This is a genomic window from Leptospira yasudae (assembly GCF_003545925.1).
In the GTDB taxonomy this organism is placed as follows: Bacteria; Spirochaetota; Leptospiria; order Leptospirales; family Leptospiraceae; genus Leptospira; species Leptospira yasudae.
Map to the genome: position 1 here is coordinate 39,010 of NZ_QHCU01000011.1, position 15,591 is coordinate 54,600.

General features: G+C 45.2%; 10 protein-coding genes. 5 read left to right on the forward strand and 5 right to left on the reverse strand.

Annotated features, from left to right (window positions below):
* Positions 1 to 329: 329 nt before the first annotated feature.
* From DLM76_RS20935 to DLM76_RS20950, 4 genes are all read left to right on the forward strand, one after another.
* The gene (locus tag DLM76_RS20935; protein WP_241548329.1) at positions 330 to 3,209 is read left to right on the forward strand and encodes a putative Ig domain-containing protein; all 2,880 of its coding nucleotides are present in this window, start codon (positions 330 to 332) and stop codon (positions 3,207 to 3,209) included.
* 147 nt (positions 3,210 to 3,356) lie between these two features.
* Positions 3,357 to 3,836: an Lcl C-terminal domain-containing protein gene (locus DLM76_RS20940; protein ID WP_429945311.1), complete on the forward strand. Its 480-nt coding sequence runs from the start codon at positions 3,357 to 3,359 to the stop codon at positions 3,834 to 3,836.
* A 759-nt stretch (positions 3,837 to 4,595) separates the two neighbouring features.
* On the forward strand, positions 4,596 to 5,627 hold the full coding sequence (locus DLM76_RS20945) for a helix-turn-helix domain-containing protein (RefSeq protein ID WP_241548330.1): 1,032 nt from the start codon (positions 4,596 to 4,598) through the stop codon (positions 5,625 to 5,627).
* A gap of 109 nt (positions 5,628 to 5,736) precedes the next feature.
* Positions 5,737 to 6,471, forward strand: a complete 735-nt coding sequence (locus DLM76_RS20950; RefSeq protein WP_118966480.1) for a TetR/AcrR family transcriptional regulator — start codon at positions 5,737 to 5,739, stop codon at positions 6,469 to 6,471.
* A gap of 540 nt (positions 6,472 to 7,011) precedes the next feature.
* Here the strand turns inward: DLM76_RS20950 and DLM76_RS20955 are convergent.
* The 5 genes from DLM76_RS20955 to DLM76_RS20980 form a co-directional block, all read right to left on the reverse strand.
* Positions 7,012 to 7,413, reverse strand: a complete 402-nt coding sequence (locus tag DLM76_RS20955; protein WP_118957955.1) for a hypothetical protein — start codon at positions 7,411 to 7,413, stop codon at positions 7,012 to 7,014.
* 156 nt (positions 7,414 to 7,569) lie between these two features.
* Positions 7,570 to 9,177, reverse strand: a complete 1,608-nt coding sequence (locus tag DLM76_RS20960) for a sensor domain-containing diguanylate cyclase (protein ID WP_118966481.1) — start codon at positions 9,175 to 9,177, stop codon at positions 7,570 to 7,572.
* Between the two features lie 493 nt (positions 9,178 to 9,670).
* Positions 9,671 to 11,251, reverse strand: coding sequence for a sensor domain-containing diguanylate cyclase (locus DLM76_RS20970; RefSeq protein WP_118966483.1), 1,581 nt, complete (start codon positions 11,249 to 11,251; stop codon positions 9,671 to 9,673).
* A gap of 455 nt (positions 11,252 to 11,706) precedes the next feature.
* A complete protein-coding gene (locus DLM76_RS20975) occupies positions 11,707 to 12,405 on the reverse strand; it encodes a FecR family protein (RefSeq protein ID WP_118957971.1) in 699 nt (232 codons plus the stop codon).
* A 139-nt stretch (positions 12,406 to 12,544) separates the two neighbouring features.
* On the reverse strand, positions 12,545 to 13,651 hold the full coding sequence (locus DLM76_RS20980) for an AraC family transcriptional regulator (protein WP_118957959.1): 1,107 nt from the start codon (positions 13,649 to 13,651) through the stop codon (positions 12,545 to 12,547).
* A 131-nt stretch (positions 13,652 to 13,782) separates the two neighbouring features.
* On the opposite strand from DLM76_RS20980, the gene DLM76_RS20985 reads away from it, so the two are divergent.
* Positions 13,783 to 15,534 carry a C45 family peptidase gene (locus DLM76_RS20985; RefSeq protein ID WP_241548331.1) on the forward strand — a complete coding sequence of 584 codons (1,752 nt, stop codon included), beginning with the start codon at positions 13,783 to 13,785 and terminating at the stop codon, positions 15,532 to 15,534.
* The last annotated feature ends 57 nt before the right edge of the window (positions 15,535 to 15,591 follow it).

Below are 15,591 nucleotides of genomic sequence, written 5' to 3' on the forward strand. Positions count from 1 at the left end.
CGATCCAAATTCACGGCTTTGGAAAAATTCATCAGGTTATAACACGGTCGGAAATTCCGTTCTTTTTAGAATAAATTTACGCGTATATAGAAATGACGTTGGATGTCTTGATTCTCTTCTCCGTTTCCGGAAGAAGGAATCGGTTTCGATTTTGAATCCAAGTTGGATCTCGGGAATTTCTCGATTCTTCTTCGGAGAAGAAATCGATTTTCTGAAGAGAAATCGCACGGAAAACATTCCGTTCGTAAATCATCCAACAAGCGGTTCCGATTCTTTTGAGTCATTTTTTTATTTTTGGATCGTTCCTTGAGGGAAGTAGGTAAAAATTTATGAAAGAAAAACATCGATTCAATTCGTTACAGAGTCGGATTCTTACGTTCTTTTTTTGGAAAGGAGATCGGCTCCTTCTGGAACGTCGGCGACTTCTTATCCTTCTTCCTTTGTTCCTGATTCTTTCTGCGGTGAATTGTTTAGGAAATTCCAATTCTTTCAGTTTCAAAGGTTTTTTCGGTCCGATGAATCTTTTTCAATCCCCGACGGATCCGCTTTCTCTCAATTATTCTTTGAGTCCTTATGTTCTTACGAAAGACGCGCCGATCGCACCGATCCAACCCAGCACCGCAGGGTTGATCGAACAATGTTCCGCAAGTCCCGCGCTCCCGGCCGGACTCGCGATCGATAGCAAAACCTGTACGATTTCAGGAACTCCAACGGTCAATCAAGCGGCGACGAATTACACGATCACTGCGAGCAATTCTTCGCAAAGCAAGACAAGTTCTATCCTTATCAGTGTGAATATGAATCCTCCTGCGGCGTTGAATTTCGCGGCGGGTGCGATGGTTTTCACCGCAGGCACTTCTACGTTTGCGCCGATCGTTCCGACCTATTCCGGTACGATTACCGCTTGCACTTCGGACATTCCTCTTCCGACAGGATTGAGCTTAAATGCCTCAAACTGCGGGATTTCCGGAAATCCATCCACCCCTCAAGCCGCGACCAATTATACGATTACAGGTAGCAACGCATTCGGAAGCACCAATACTGTGATTTCCATCGCGGTGAACATGGCGCCTCCTTCCGCTTTGAATTACGCGGGAAGTCCGTATGTCTTTACGGAAAATGTTACGATCACCACCATCACTCCTACGTTTACGGGAACCGTGACCAACTGCGTTTCCGACATTGCATTGCCCACAGGCTTATTTCTGAATAATACGAATTGCCGAATCACCGGAACCCCGAGTGCGACACAACCCGCAACAAACTACGTAATCACTGCGAGCAATCCGTTCGGAAATACGACCTTTACAATCACGATTACCGTAAATTTAGCGCCCCCCTCCGCTTTGAATTTTGCAGGAAGCCCTTATACGTTTACGGAGAATTCTACGATCGCAACGGTAACGCCTACGTTTACGGGAACCGCGACAAACTGCGTTTCCGATATTCCGTTGCCGAACGGTTTAGGAATCAATGCGGCGACTTGTGCGATTTCGGGAACGCCTACGACCACACAGCCTGCAACAACGTATACGATCACCGCCAGCAATCCATTCGGAAGCACCAATACAACGATTTCCATCACGGTAAACTTAGCCCCTCCTTCCGGACTAGGCTATGCGGGAGATCCTTTCGTTTTTACGCAAGGTGCAACCATTACGACGGCGACTCCGACCATTACGGGAACCGTCACGAATTGTACTTCGGATATTGCCTTACCGGCCGGTTTGAATCTGAATACGACGACCTGTGCGATTTCGGGAACTCCAACAACAACGCAAGGTGCGACCATATATGCAATCACCGCTAGCAATACATTCGGAAGCACTACCCGAAACATTTCGATTCAAGTGAACTTGGCCCCTCCTACGGCTCTGAGTTACGCAGGAACGCCTTTCGTTTTTACACAAGGAGTTACAATCACGACCGCAACTCCGTCCGTTACGGGAACCGTCACCGGATGCAGTTCGGATATCGCACTGCCCGCCGGATTAGGACTCAATCCAACCAACTGCGCGTTATCCGGAATGCCGACCGCAACACAAGCAGCTACGACCTACACGATCACTGCGAGCAACGCATTCGGAAGCACCAATACGACGATTTCCATCACGGTCAATTTAGCTCCTCCGACGGGACTTGCTTATTCCGGAAGTCCGTTCACCTTTACGCAAGGAACGGCGATTCCTACGCAAACACCGTCCTTAACCGGAACGATTACAAGCTGTACTTCGGACATCCCATTGCCCGCAGGACTCGGACTCAATGCAACAACATGCGCGTTATCCGGAACGCCTACCGCAGCACAAACCGCTACGACCTATACGATCACTGCGAGCAACGCATTCGGAAGCACCAATACGACGATTTCCATCACGGTCAACATTCCTCCTCCCGCTTCGCTGAACTATGCGGGAAGTCCGTATGTTCTTTTTAGAGGAACGGCCACAACGGCAACTCCGACGTTCACGGGAACCGTAACCAGTTGCACTTCCGATATCACTTTGCCCGCGGGGCTTTCCATCAACGCGACCACCTGTGCGATTTCAGGAACACCGACTTCGTTTCAGTTGGCAACGGCTTACACGATCACTGCGAGCAATTCCTCCGGAAGCACGACCGCGAATGTCAATATCATGATCTTCGGAACGGCGCCTCTCAAAACGATGCAAGTCAATTGTTGGGATTCTTCGGGAACATTGGATGCAACCTGCACTTTAGCAAGCTCGGCGGGACAGGACGGAAAACTTCAGAAAGGAGTCAATCCTGCTTTCTCCATATTGACTGTAAACGGAAACGAATATATGACACTCGATGCAAACACCGGTCTCTATTGGAAAACCTGTCATCAAGGTAGAACCAATGCGGATTGTTTAGGTGGCGCTAATAGTTATCTCAACCTGACAGGTGCAATCAACTCGTGTTTGGCGTTAAACACCCTTAATTCAGGCGCGGGATATGCGAATCGAAACAACTGGCGACTTCCAACAATCTCGGAAATCGAAACGTTAGTCGACTTCAATGCGGCAGCCTCTCCTCGCACCTTTACGACCGCCTTTCCGAATGCGAGCGGAAGTTATTACTACTGGAGTTCCACTCCGTATCTCCCGGACCCGACCAGGTCTTTGGTGCTATTTTTTTCAGACGGAGGAACGACCTGGACGGACAGCTCGTTTGCTGGATCTCTGGCCCGCTGCGTTTCTCCGTAAAAAGGTAAGAATAGTATGAAATTCAAAAATATGAAGATTCCGTGTTTGCTGAAAAGAATCCTGAATCCGGTTCGAGAACCGAAACCTCAAAGAACGAACGCAAAGGAGACAGTCATGAGTTTGCAACAAATTCAAAATAAAATAAAAATGTGGAATTCTGTATTTATTTGGGGAATCATCTCCATCCTATATGCCACGACAGTTTCCTTGTCTGCTGCACCCTTTGTGGATAACAACGACGGAACGATCACTGACATCGGGAAGGGTCTCATTTGGCAGAAATGTACAAACAACTTATCGGGAACCTCTTGCGGAACTGGAGGAACGAATCAATTAACCTGGGCCAATGCGCTCACTTATTGCAACGGCCTTTCTTTAACAGGAAGAACCTGGCGGCTTCCATCGGTGACAGAATTGAGAAGTATCTTGGATCATTCTGTCGGGGCGTCTCCGGTGATCAATGGAACGTATTTTCCAGCAACGCCATCACAGTATTTTTGGACTTCGACCACGTATAGGCTGAATGCCACAAACGCTTGGGCGATCAACTTCCAATCTGGGTTTACCTCCGGCAGCGCTTCCAAAACAAGCACCTATTATGTTCGTTGCGTGACTTCGCCTCCGTAAAAAGATGAATGGGCGATATTATAATAGGAAAAACTTTCGGGCGTTCCCGCTGCGCGGTCGGGCTCTCCGCTCCAGTCAATCAATCGCGAATCGGGACGTCGCTTCATAAGCAATGGGTAAAACCGATTGATTGACTCCGCTTCGATCCCTAACGCAGGGCTTTTCGCCGTAATCGATGCGTGAACTGAATTAAGGAAAAAACTGAAAATCAAGATCTTCCACTCCAAAATCTCCAGTTCGCATTAAAAAATCTGATCATTCCGCTTAAAATAAATGCCGAAATGGCATGAAGTAAACTATTTGTCCATTTTTTAGTTTACTTATACTCCCTTTTCAGAGACATGGCTCATAGAAGCATTCCTTAAGAAGCGAACTAAATCACTTCGGTTTAGAATGATTCAAATTATACAACGATACTCGGATTCAAAATGAAATCATTTCGTATTAGCAAAACAGCATCTTTGCAAATCATCGAGCTGTTCAACCGATACTTTGCAAATACGAATCGATTCTTGAATTATAGATTCAACCTACCGTTTCAAGTTCGAAACAAGGAAATTCAAAAACACGATCTTCCACTAAGCGAAAAAACAAGCCGAATCGAAACAACCCGGAAGTTATTAAAGAGCCTCCTATTTGAAAATTTAAAATTCGAATCCGCAAATAGAGAGCTCTTAGCTTATGAATACTCAAATCCAGAATTTCTTAATTACCGTTTATAACTCGAAATTAAGATCAAGGTTCGAACATCCCTCGGTTTTGAAATCCGATCTGCAAGCGTGTATCGAGAAGAATATTTTCTCCGCATTTATTTTGTTTTTCGGAGCCTACCTCGTGTTATGGAACGGAATCGTTTCCGATGCGTTCGATACGGGAGCTTTCCCTAAACTCAAATGGATCGCATTGATCTATGGAACCGGAATCTATTCTTTTTTATTGCTTCGAATGACGATCCGAAACGTTCTTCAAAACCCGGTTCCGTGTAAGACCGTTCTCCGGAACGCGGGGGGCGCGGGCGCTCTTTCATTCATCTTTTTGATTTATTTCGAAGAACCTGCACCTCTTCTAATCACCGGAGAACTCGCTTGCTTGAGTATTTGTTCGTTTACAGCCGTTGAAACCGGTCTGTTTTTCAAAAAAACCGATTCAAATCGAAAAAATCCGTATCTGATCGCGATTCCGGTCGGCTTCAGCGTGGGCATTCTGGGAAATTTAATCGGAATTGCATTTTACAACACAAACTGGAACAGTATTTCATACTATACTCAAATACTTCTCGTTTCGATTCTATACTTCGTCAAAAGAAATACCGCAAACCGGGATCAGAGACAATCTGACTTCAAAGAGTTTACCGAAAACGAGGAGATCGAAGAGATTGCCGATCAACCGTCAACGTTAAACGAGGACGATCCTCAGAACGATCGAATCGAAGAAAAGAATCTTCTCAAAGAGGACGATCTCAAACGCGCAGAGGAAAGATTGAGCGCGTTTATAGAAGCGAAATTATACGCGGACGACAGCATCCGATTGATCGATCTTTCCGCGTATCTGGGCATCAGTCTTCATCAAGCTTCTTTTTATTTGAACAATTATAAGAACACCGGCTTTTCCGATTTTATCAATCGCAATCGTATGAATGATGCCGTGCGTCTTCTCTCGGAAAAACAAAACATGAATCTCTTGGACATCGCGTTCGAATGCGGATTCAACTCCTACACCTCCTTTCACCGAGCGTGTAAAAAGTGGACCGGAGATTCTCCAAAGGGACTTAAAAAGAAAGCTCTCCTTTAAGAAATCGGCAAACGTCCCTTTCGGTTTTTCCCGAATTCCCGAAAAACCGAAACGTTGACAAAAGATTCCGCGTCCAATCAATAGAACACACGCACATACGATCCCCGATATGATTGAAAGAATTTTAGAAAGAACGACAAGGCTTTTTTTATCCGCCGGTTTTGCCAAAACGAACACGGATGAAATCGCCAAACATATAGGGATCAGCAAACGTACTCTCTATCGATATTACGACGCGAAAGAAAAATTGATCAGCGCCGTTTTCGATTTCATAAAGGACAAAATCAAAAGCCAGCACGAAGCCATCATCGCCGATAAGTCAAAAAGTCCGAGTCAAAGACTGCGCGAAATCCTGTTTATCGTTTCGGAATTAGGTTCGAAGATGGGGAAACCCTTCGCAAGGGACATTCAAAATCTCCGCCCCGACCTTTACTCCATGATGCAGGAATACCGCCGGGACCGGATGAGACGACTCGCCGATTTAATCCGGGAAGGTCAGGAAATCGGAGAATTCAGAAAGGATATCAATCGGGAACTTACGATCGATATCTTAGTCGCCGCCTTGGACGGAATCATCAATCCCACGTATTTAACCCAAACCAACCATTCGATCGCAAGCGCCTTCGAAAGTATTTTCAATATGTTTCTGCAGGGAATCGAATGCAGGAGCGAAAACATTCCTTTGACAAATCCCCAGGCGCTCCCGCTCGATCCGCATTCCGGAATCTTCTTGTTTCAAGTCATGCACTTTGACGATTACGAAGAAAAAGAACCCGACTCGATCGCACCTCTTCTCACGAAAGAAAACAAAAAAAAATCTACCTGGCTAATGAATGCAAATTAGCCAAATAGATTCAGTGCTTTGTTTATGGAGATATAGGAGCGAATCGATTGAATGGTTTTCTTTCAATGGAACGTTATTCTTCTTTTATTGTACTATAAGTTTGATTTCAAATCTCCCCTAGTTATAAATTGAATTTAAGAATTAAAGAATGACAATTCTGGACTGATTCTTTTCGTTGCATTCAATTTTCGCTTTTAGAGGGGACCCGTTTCAAAGGCGAACAGACCCGCTTTCGCTTTTTCCAAGCAATGTCCGAAGTTATACAAAAAATTGTTCAATGAAAATGTAGGTTTCTTCTTATCGAAATAAGTAGGAAGTAGTCGCTATTGTGGGACGTGGATCGGAGGAATGGAGAGGAGATTGAAAACGAAAACTCTCTAAAATTATCTATCTGGCCCGTTGTTGCGAACGGAACCAGATAGACGAGTGCAATAGAGTGAGTTCCCTTCTACACTGAATAGTATAACAGATCTAAAATTGAGGTCCCTTCAAAATATAAAATGAATATAAGAAATTACTTTCGCTCTGATTTTTTATAAATCATAATTCGAATTCGCGGATCAAAGAGTCCAGTTCCAACTCTTTTTTCAAATCCTCGAAATTCATAATCGGGTCCACGTCCCGTAGTCTAGTGGAATTCAGAATCCAATTGTAAACTTTCCGTTCACTCGTCATGATAAAGTAGCGGACAAAGCGTTCCGAAATGCCGTGCAAGATGTTCGTAAAGGCTCTTACGAATTCGGAATCGGGATTTTTTACTCCTCGAATATCGATAATCAACATCCCGTCCAATTCGTGGAAAATAGAGTTCAATTTAGCGGGCATCCCTCTCAAAGTTTCATGATTCACGACGCCGGAAAATTCGATAATCAGAAGTTTATAACAAACCGTATTGACTTGTAGATTTTTTAATCCGTAATCGATTGCAATTGTCTGGCTCATATAAAACTCCGAAACAGGAAACGAAGTTCTTTAGAATTCAATAGCTCGAAAGAACCTCTTTGCTTCTAAAAACTATAACAAATCGGATTTCAAAAAGCCGTTCAGCTTATAGTTTGAGGAATAAAAGAAAAATCTGAATGATAGATCGACTTCTCTTCAATGAGAAGAAACGGTTGCGGTCATTTTGGGATCAAAGATGCAAACTCGATTTCTTCCGGAAGATTTTGCGCGATACAAGGCTTGATCCGCGTTCGCAAACGCTTCTTCCAAGTTTCTCTTTCCTTGCGAAATTCCGATACTCAGAGTCACCGGCTTTCCATCTTCTAGGTGGATTCGATTCTCCACTTCTTTGCGTAAGTTCTCCGCGATGTTCACCGAGTCCTCTTGGGTTGCACCGAATAAAAAGACAGCGAATTCTTCCCCGCCCCAGCGGCAAACGGCGTCGCTTTGTCGTATGGAATCGTTCAAAACCTGTGCGACTTTCACGAGCGTTTTGTCCCCCGTCTCATGGCCGAATTTATCGTTCACTTGTTTGAAATGATCGATGTCCACCATCAAGATCGTCCAATCCTGCTTTCCGTTACGGCTTTGACGGTTTCCGATCGCAAGAGATTTCTGCGTTAATTTCAAGAAACCCCTGCGATTCCAAATGCCGGTCAACGGGTCGGTATGAATCAACGCGGAAACCTGATTCATCGAAGAGCGCAATTTGATATAAAGGATCAACACGATGGAAAACGTGAAAACGAGCGCCCAAAACGGCAGAAGGTTTTTCAGTATGTAAAGAATATATTCAAAAATCTTAATTTCATGAACGAGCCACATCTCGTTGTTTTTAATCTGAAATCCGATCCAAAAACTGCCGTCTTTGATAAAGAACGATTCTTCGGGGGTCATAATCAGGGACGCGACGTTTACCGGCAGGCGATCGTTCAGATTGAACGGACCGGGTTTTGCCACGATCTTTCCGTTTTCATCGATGAGCATGCTTTCTCCGATACAATCCCCGCTTTCTAAAATTCTCCGCATCGCGTCCAAACCGATATCGATCGACGCTACTCCTAAAAATTTCCCCTTTACATACACGGGCTCCGCTACCGTGATCATCAACCCCTTTCCGGCAAGATCCTCGTAAAGATCGGTGATGATCTGACGTCCTTGCGGGTTGGCCTGCGGATTCGCCTGAGTCCAGAAAGGGCCGGTGTAGAGATCGTCCGTGAAATAATAATTTTCGTCTTTGAACTTAGGAGTGATGTAAAGAAATTTCTGCGCGGACAAATAATAAGCCCATACGACTTCGCTTTGTTTTTCGGTGAGGGATTCGAATTGTCCTCTTAAACTCAGCGCAGCTTCGATTTCCTTTAAAAGCTCCGGTTCGACCTTTGTGATCGATCCGACCGCTGTGAGAGTGCCCGCGTCCGCGCCGTCGATCAGCTCGCGGCTTACATTGGGAATTCCGAATCGATTCAGATTCGGATATGCTTTTAATTTTTTCAGCAAACCCGGATTAGCGGGCGCATCCTCATTGAAGTTGAGGTAATCCGCAATCGACAAGCCGAGTGCCCTTGTCTGCGATCCTACTCTACGGATATAATCGTTCATCACGCGGGTTCTCATGCCTACGATTCGATCGATTTCTTTCTCCATTCTAAGATTTTCGTAGATGAGAAATAAGAACATCAGAATCAAAATCACGGTTAAGAGAGAGAAGATGATTCGTTTCTTGATTCTTACTTTTTCGACTTGTACACCGATACGATTCATTAGCTGCAATGGATTCACCTCGAAAACGGAACCGTCTAACCGTTGGACCGTTCTCAAGTCCGATACTAACAACTCTTTTCAAAAATAAATCCAAAATCTTTTTCAGCACTTCTCAAAATAAAATTTGAGAATCAATTCTTTAAATTGTAGAAGATATGAATCTTTAGATGTTTTTCTTCCAAGCAGATTGACAAAAAGTTCTTCAGATTTGACAAAAACGAAACCATTCGGAGTTTCGAGAAGCGTTTTAAACATGAAATTCAGTAAGCCAACGGATCGCATGATCACTTTCCATGCGTTCCATAACAAAAAGAATTTTTCCGCACTGTGATTGGATTCAAAGAAGATTTCGGTTTAGCAAAAGAAATAATTTCATCTTATAATAAGGAAGGATAAGAAGTGAAAAACGGTCGAAGAAAAATTCGAGAGTGCGCGCACCTCCGTTTAGCAAACGAATTCAATTTTTATAATATATCAATCAAACATGGACGATTCAGATCAAATCGGTCACGGTTTCAAATACGCAGACTTTATTTCTTCCGGAAGTTTTGGCCTGGTACAAGGCTTGATCGGCGTGGGTAAACGCTTCCTCCAAACCGCTTCTGCCTCCCCTTCCTTCCGAAATACCGATGCTCAGCGTTACGGCCTTCCCATCCTGCAGAAAGACTTTGTTTTCCACTTCCTTGCGGAGATGTTCGGCGATATTCACGGAATCTTCCGGATTGGCTCCGAATAAAAACACGGCAAATTCTTCCCCGCCCCAACGACAGAGCGCATCGCTCTGTCGAATGCAGGTTCCGAGCACTTGCGCGACTTTGACGAGAATTCGATCCCCCGTATCGTGCCCGAATTGATCGTTCACTTGTTTAAAGTGATCGATGTCGATCATCAGAATGGTCCAGTTTTGTCCGTGACGGTTGCTGATCGCGAGCGCCTTTTGCGTCAGCTTTAAAAAACCGCGGCGGTTCGCAATTCCCGTCAACGGATCGGTGTGAATCAGTTGTGAAACCTGCTCCATCGAGGATTTCAACTTTATATAAAGAATGAGTACGATCCCGAGCGCGCAGACAAGTCCCCAGAACGGCAACAAACCCGTAACGATCGAGAGAAGAAACCAAATCGCGGAAATCCGATGTATTAAACGGACATCGCCTTCTTTGATATCAAAGAAGACCCAGTAATTTCCGCTCTGCAGAAAAAACTTTTCCGAAGGACCGTTCGGAACTTGAATCAACGAATCGTTCAAATCGATCGGAGCCACCTTGGCGATGATCCGATCGTTTTCATCGATCAGAATGCTTTCTCCGATACAATCCCCCACTTCCAAAATTCTCCGCATCGCATCCAAACCTATGTCGATCGAAACAACCCCGAGAAAACGATCCCGAAAATACACGGGCTCGGAGACTGTGATCATCAAACCTTGATCGATGATATCGTTGTATAATCCGGTAATGACCTGTCTGCGATCCGGATTGGCCTCGGGGTTCGCTTGCACCCAAAACGGCCTTTGATACAAACCGTCGTTGAATACGTCTTTGTACACGCTGCCCTTGGGCGCGTAATACATAAATCCTTGTGCGGATAAATAATAAGCCCATATAAATTCGCTTTTTGTTTCTACAAGCGTGTCGAATTGTCCTTTCAAACTCAAAGCGGCTTCCGCTTCTTTTAAAAGAAAGGGCGTGATCTGTTTGGAATACTGCGGCACCCGGGATGTCTGTAAGGATTCCTTTACGGGCTCGGGGGAATTCTTCGTATCGCGATTTTCAATTCCGAACAATTTCAAACTCGGAAAGTTGCGAAACTTTCGAAGAGACGATGCGCTCGGAGTTTCATCCGAATCGTAAATCATTGCGTTTGAGATCGACAAACCCAAGGCTCGGGTTTGATTGCTGACTCTGCGAATGTAATCCTGCGTCACTCTCGCTCGCATCCAAACGACCCGATGAATTTCTTCCTGTTTCTTTTTTGCTTCGTAAACAAACGTGCCTATGATTAAAACGGGGCTGATCGTCAAAACCAGAAGAATCGTTCTTCGTTGAATTTTCTTTTCGCTCTGATGTACGTTCATGCTTAGAATCGCTCGTATTTCCCGAGTGCAGAATCAGTAGGAAATTGATTCTACGCAAATGTTTATTTAATTTTAGACAGTTTGGATTGTATGATTCTATATTTTAAGAAGGGAGGGAACAAAGGACCCGAAAGAACAAGGGGAAGAATGATAAAATGATACCTTTTCAAAAGGATGACATTTCTCAAGAAACTGAGCGGATCTTGCTCGGAGAGGGTTGTTTTTACGGAAACGAGTGCGGCTGAATTCTCAAAAGTTATTTAGAAAGAATTCATTTCGATAATTTGAAACTCAATTTAGACACAAATAAGAAGTTAATTCGAATAGCAAAAAGAAGAGGGAAAACTTTAAATCGAATTATAAAAGAAGAACGAAAAGATTCTTGGATTGGATCGAAGTCTACGTCGTTTTCCGCAAGCAAGCTGAACGTTGCCGCTTGCGGAACCGCGATTCGATTAAGGGGTTGCGAGTTTCTTTTTAGCCAAGTCCAAAACGATTCGAAATTGTTCCGGCGTCATTTTGCTCTGAGCGCCTAACTGCGAATTTTCCAAATCGCTGTGTTCATGGCTGTAAGGTACATTCGATTTTTGTAAATCGGCGGGTGTGATGTAAATCGTTTTGTTTCCTTTGGTTACGGCTAAGTAATCGGAATCGTTGATCTTTTTGGAATGACTCTGCATATTTTCCAATTCGATCTGACCTTCACAATGACAGGTGAACGTCATATCCTCGTAGATCGAAGTATAAAATTTGGTTCCTCGCACTCCCGCGGTCGTAGTCGGCGTATGAAGACTCATCCGATCGGTCTTAAGAAGTTTGTTTGCAAGAATCCAAGAACTTCCTTTGTTCTGAAGAAACGACTTCTCGTCGGCGTCCGCCTTGACTTGAAACTCGGAATCCGATTCGATTTCGATCACGTAAGAATTCTCCCCAAATACTAGCGTGGCGACCGATTGATGTCCGGTTACGATCGTATCTCCGGCTTCGATCACTTGCGAAACGGAGGCCTTGCGTTTTTGATCCCCTCTCTGAACGCTCACATCGCCCTTGATGAATGTGATCGCGCCTTTGTGCGGATCGGTTTGTTTTTTTCCGCAAGCGGCCGAGAACGCGGCGATACAAACCGCAAAGAACAACATCTCGATTCTTTTCATAAATTCTCCCATAGATAAAGTCAGGTTTTGAAATCGAACTTCAAACAATGTTCTCGGATTGTGAAAAGGCAAACGAAATATTTTCGAACGGATTCGTGAATTCTATTTTGCGGAATCGAATTATAATCGAATCTTAAATTTACCGGGAAGAAAGTCTGTTTTTCCGGTAGAGCGCGGGCGACAGGCCCGTGGCTTTTAAGAATTGAGAGTTGAACGCAGATTTGGAATTGAATCCCACTTCGAATCCGATATCCAACACGGCCTTCTGGGGTTCTTCGAGCAAAAGCCGGCACGCTTCCTGAACGCGATAATGATTGATGAGTTCGTAAAAACTCATTCTCTGAACCTCGTTGAGATAACGGGACGTCTGATGCAGACTCAAACCGAGGCCCGCCGCAAGATCGATCAGTCTCAATTCTCCGTCCCGATAAAAAGCCCGGCTTTCCATCATCTCCTTGAGCTTCAGATCGGCTTGCAGAATTTCTTCGCTTAACAAAACGGTGTTTTGATACTTGGAACTTTGGATCGCTACGGTCATCTCGTTGAAAAACGCGGGGTGATTCTCCCGCAGCACGAACATCAGAAGAACGACCCAAACGATGCAGGAGGCCCCCGTTTTAAACAGAAGTTCGTTTTTCAAAAAGAAGGCCGAGCCGATGAGGACGTTCGCCAATACGGGCAAAAGAAGAATGATCCACACGAGTTTCAATTCGTAGATCTCGTATTTGCGGCTGATCCGCAGATAAACGCGCAGACAAAGAATGGAATATAAGGAAACTTGAATGCAGGCAAGGAAAGTCGCGAGATGAATCGGGTCCCATTGAAATCTGCGGAAGCTGTTCGAAACCGCCTCTTTCAAAACGTCCGGTCCCTGCAAAAAATACGCGATCTCGAAAACCGCGAATACGACCGCGGGTATAAAATGAAACCAGTATCTGGCTCCGATTTCCCGAAAAGAAATCCTTCCTTCGGAGATTTTATGGAGATGGGATTTTACGTAAACATACACGAGCGGACCTACGAGCGTGATTCCCGTAAATAAAAAACAGAATAGATACGGAATCGCAAGCAGCGAAGGTTCGAAATACCAGGCATAACGAAGTAAAATGCTTCCGGTAAGACATTGAATGAGGATCAAAGTCGGATTGATCGGAGTTTTTTTGATCGATTCCAAAATCGAATAGAAGAAGGCGTTCGCCGCTCCGAAGTAAATAAAGAATGTCAGACTCGAATTCAGATATTCCATCGTTTTGATTCCGTTTCGTTTTCAAATTCTTCCCGAATGATTCGCGTTTCAACGACCTATCCGATAGGATCGCACGGCCCAACCGATCGGGAAGGTCGATGCTTCTTCCCGGATGGTTTATAGTTTCGAACATGAAACGCAAAACACATCCTCTCGCAGTCGTACATCTCAAAGGAACCCAGGAAGAAATGGGACGTCAGTTCGGTGAAATCATGAAGAACATCGGAGAGTTCGAACCGATCTTCGATTTTTATCCGGTCATGGCGCGCAACTTACTCTTAGGAAGCCTTCCCCGCGACAAACGCAACTTTCCCGCAAAAGGATTCCTATCCATGTATCTCAAGTTCTCGCAGAATCAAATGAGAAAACGCAGGCCGGAAGAATTTTCTAAACGGACAATCGCCGCGTTGCAAGCCGCGGGTAAAACGGCCAAGATCGAGAAGGATCTGTTCACGATGGATGCGTTTCAAAACTCGGTGGGACTTTTAGGCGCGATCCAGATGTTGCCCGAACTCGCTCACTTCGGCGGATTCGGTAAATCTCAATTGGTTCCCGCTTGCACGAGCGCTGCAGTCTGGGGAAGTCACAGCAAGGACGGAATGTTATATCACGCCCGCAACTTCGACTTTCCGGGAGTCGACGTATGGGATTTACGACCCGTGGTGGTTTTTTGCACTCCCACTAACGGCCTTCGATACGGATACGTCACTTGCAGAGGAGCGGACGCTCCCGGAATCACGGCGTTCAACGAAGCGGGATTGACTCTTTCGTTTCACACCCGCTTTCATAAAAAGATCGGATCCAAGGGTTTGGGAGTGATCGACTTCGGGCATAAGATCATTTCCGAAGCGCATAACATCGATGAGGCGGTCGAGATCGCGAGAAAACACAAAATCAACTCCACGTGGGGAGCGATCGTTACGAGTTTCCGGGACAAAGGTTCGAAGGCCGCCGTCATCGAAACCAACTTCGGCGATATGGACGTTACGTATTCCCAAGCGGGTTCGGAATCCTTCGTAAACACCAATCACTATTTGAGTCCGCGTCTGCAAAACGGAGAGATCTTGGCTTCTCCTGTTTTTTACAATCACACTCTCGGAAGATACAAACGCGCGCACCAAATTCTCGCCGCAAGCCGTTCCAAAGGAACGAGCGCAAAGGATCTGCAGAATTTGTTAAACGATACGGTTGATCCGAGCAGCGGAGAATTCCGAGTCATGGGTTCCACGATACGGCAAATCACTTCTGTTAAATCGGTGGTGATGAGTCCGGAAGCGCAAAAACTTTATATCTCGGTCGGGGCCGCGCCGACGGGAGAAGGACCGTATCTCGAGATTCCCATCGTCTGGGAGAACGCACCCGGTTATTCGATCGTCGATCCGAGCGTCGACCTCAGCGGAAAAAAATCGAAAACAAAGAAGAATCAAACTTCTTCTACGCAAGGAACCGCCATCGAACTTTATAAAGAAGCGATGTTGATCAACGACAATCCGCAGTTAGGCGGAATCCCCGAGATGTTCGATCAACTGCAGCAGGCAAAGAAACTTCTGCAGAAAGATCCGGCGCTTTCCTTTTTACAAGCGATACTCAAATTGGAAACGGGAGAATGGAATGAAGCGATCCGTCTTTTAGAGGAATCGGCCGCGTACGAATCCGGGCCGTTCCGAAAGAACCAGGCTCATCTTTGGCTCGCACGCACCCAATCCGCGATCGGAAAGAAAAAAACGGCGGATCACTATTACGAAAAGGTAATGAACGGCCCGAACACGACGGACGGTTTGATTTGGAAAAAGAAAGCCGCCGAGGACAAAGGCGGTTATTCCAAACGAAAATTGAAACAAGTTTCTCCGAATTTTCTGTTGGTCGACGTGAACGAGCTCTGAAGAAAACGAAGAATTGCTTTTCCAAAAAAAGACGCTTGTGATTCTTTCCAAATAAGA

Excerpts from the sequence above, each read along its gene's own strand:
- DLM76_RS20985 (WP_241548331.1), top strand. The coding sequence starts at position 13,783 with ATGAAACGCAAAACACATCCTCTCGCAGTCGTACATCTCAAAGGAACC.
- DLM76_RS20970 (WP_118966483.1), bottom strand. The coding sequence starts at position 11,251 with ATGAACGTACATCAGAGCGAAAAGAAAATTCAACGAAGAACGATTCTT.
- DLM76_RS20955 (WP_118957955.1), bottom strand. The coding sequence starts at position 7,413 with ATGAGCCAGACAATTGCAATCGATTACGGATTAAAAAATCTACAAGTC.
- DLM76_RS20950 (WP_118966480.1), top strand. The coding sequence starts at position 5,737 with ATGATTGAAAGAATTTTAGAAAGAACGACAAGGCTTTTTTTATCCGCC.
- DLM76_RS20960 (WP_118966481.1), bottom strand. The coding sequence starts at position 9,177 with ATGAATCGTATCGGTGTACAAGTCGAAAAAGTAAGAATCAAGAAACGA.
- DLM76_RS20940 (WP_429945311.1), top strand. The coding sequence starts at position 3,357 with ATGTGGAATTCTGTATTTATTTGGGGAATCATCTCCATCCTATATGCC.
- DLM76_RS20975 (WP_118957971.1), bottom strand. The coding sequence starts at position 12,405 with ATGAAAAGAATCGAGATGTTGTTCTTTGCGGTTTGTATCGCCGCGTTC.
- DLM76_RS20980 (WP_118957959.1), bottom strand. The coding sequence starts at position 13,651 with ATGGAATATCTGAATTCGAGTCTGACATTCTTTATTTACTTCGGAGCG.
- DLM76_RS20935 (WP_241548329.1), top strand. The coding sequence starts at position 330 with ATGAAAGAAAAACATCGATTCAATTCGTTACAGAGTCGGATTCTTACG.